Below are 1,833 nucleotides of genomic sequence, written 5' to 3'. Positions count from 1 at the left end.
GCGGCGCGCCGTGCTCCGCTATCCTGGGGCGCATGAATCCACCCGATCTCAAGCACGTACCCAAGGCCGTCAGGGGCTATATCCGCGATCTCGAAGAGCGCGCGACAAAGGGCATTGCCCAGCGCGACGCCCAGATCGGCGAGCTCAACCAGCGCATCGGGCAACTCGAGGAGCAGATCCGCCTGCTGCAGGCTGAACGCTACGCTCCAAAGAGCGAGAAGAGCAAGGATCGTGTGTTCGACGAGGCCGAACAGATCGCCCGGACCGAACCCTCCGACGAAGACGACGAAAGTGTCCAGCCAGCGCTGCCCGAGACCGGACTGCCCCCGCCCGGTCAGCCTGAACGACGCAAGGCGGGCCGTACGCCACTGCCGGCCTATCTCAAGCGCGAACGTGTTGAATACGATCTGCCGGAGGGCCAGCGAGGTTGCCCATGCTGCGGCAATGCGATGCATCGCATCGGCGAGGACGTCAGCGAACAGCTGCATGTCGAAGTCAAATGGACCGTCCTGCAGAACGCGCGCTCCAAATGGGCCTGCCGGCATTGCGAACGCCATGCCGAACGTACCCCGGTTGTGCTTGCGCCCATGCCGGTCCAGCCGATTCCGGGCAGTCATGCCGACGCGTCGGTGATCGCGACGGTCACGACCGCAAAGTACGCCGACGGCATGCCGCTGTACCGGATGCAGAACGTGCTCGCACGCTGGCAGATTCCCGTGAGTCGCGGCACGCTCGCGAACTGGATCATCCGCCCCAGCGAGCTCTACTACACCCGTCTGTACGATGCACTGCTCAAGACGCTGCTCTCGCAATCCTTGATCCACGGTGACGAAACGACGCTGCAGGTGCTCAAGGAGCCTGGCCGTTCTCCACAGAACAAAAGTTATATGTGGATATATCGCGGTGCTGAGGACTGTGCCGAACCGGTGGTGCTGTTCGACTACCAGGCAGGGCGCGGCCAGGAACATCCAAAGAAGTTTCTGGGCGACTACAGCGGTATGCTGATGACCGACGGCTATAGCGCCTGGCGCACCCTGAAGAAGGCTACGCACTTCGGTTGCCTGGCCCATGCACGCCGGCTATACGTCAAGGCCGACAAGGCGGCTGCGAAAAAAGATGCCACTGGTGCAAAGAAGGCGCCGAACGCCCGTGTAGCGAAGGCGCTCGAGTACTTCCAGGCACTATACCGTGTCGAGGCGCTGGCCAAAGGCGATCTGCCCGCCGGGAAGACACGTGCCGAATTCACATACGAGTTGCGCCAGAAGCACAGTGTGCCGCTGCTCGACGCCTTCAAGGCATGGCTCGACGAACTGGCGCCGAATGTAGCGCCGCAGAGTCTGCTCGGAAAGGCAATCGCGTACACGCGCAACCAGTGGCAGTATCTGAGCCGTTACGTGACTGATGGCCGGGCTCCGGTAGATAATAATGTTTGCGAACGTGACGTCAGGCCGTTTGCCGTGGCAAGGCGAAACTGGTTATTTAGTGATACTACCGATGGCGCGAAGGCGAGTGCCACCGTGTACAGTTTGATGTTGACGTGCAGGGCGTGTGGTGTCGATCCCTATGACTACCTGATGCACATACTCACCGAAATGCCGCAGCGCGCACCGGACGCTGATGTGACTGATTTGCTGCCGTTCCGCTACGCCCAGCAACAGCGGGAAAAGACGCAGGCCCACTGACAAACTGGCTGCGCGTCAGCACGCAGCCCGACGCACAGGCTCACCATCCTGACGCAGACATCGCCGGTCGATCGCGACCGTCGCGATGCAGCTACGCTCGCCCGCTGGTTGCGAACGATTCTACATTCGGTGTGGAGAATTCATCGCTTAC

General features: G+C 61.4%; 1 protein-coding gene. It reads left to right on the top strand.

Features of this window, described 5'->3' with window-relative positions; all coding sequences use genetic code 11:
• Positions 1–32: 32 nt before the first annotated feature.
• A complete protein-coding gene (locus tag AB4Y40_RS42680; protein WP_368692976.1) occupies positions 33–1,682 on the top strand; it encodes an IS66 family transposase in 1,650 nt (549 codons plus the stop codon).
• Positions 1,683–1,833: the final 151 nt, after the last annotated feature.

The sequence above is a fragment of the Paraburkholderia sp. EG287B genome, assembly GCF_040965595.1.
GTDB lineage: Bacteria > Pseudomonadota > Gammaproteobacteria > Burkholderiales > Burkholderiaceae > Paraburkholderia.
The sequence above is the reverse complement of the archived record's forward strand: the minus strand, read 5'-3'. Positions and strand labels throughout refer to the sequence as shown.

Bases quoted from the DNA above. Each gene is read 5' to 3' on its own strand.
- AB4Y40_RS42680 (WP_368692976.1), top strand. From the start codon at position 33: ATGAATCCACCCGATCTCAAGCACGTACCCAAGGCCGTCAGGGGCTAT.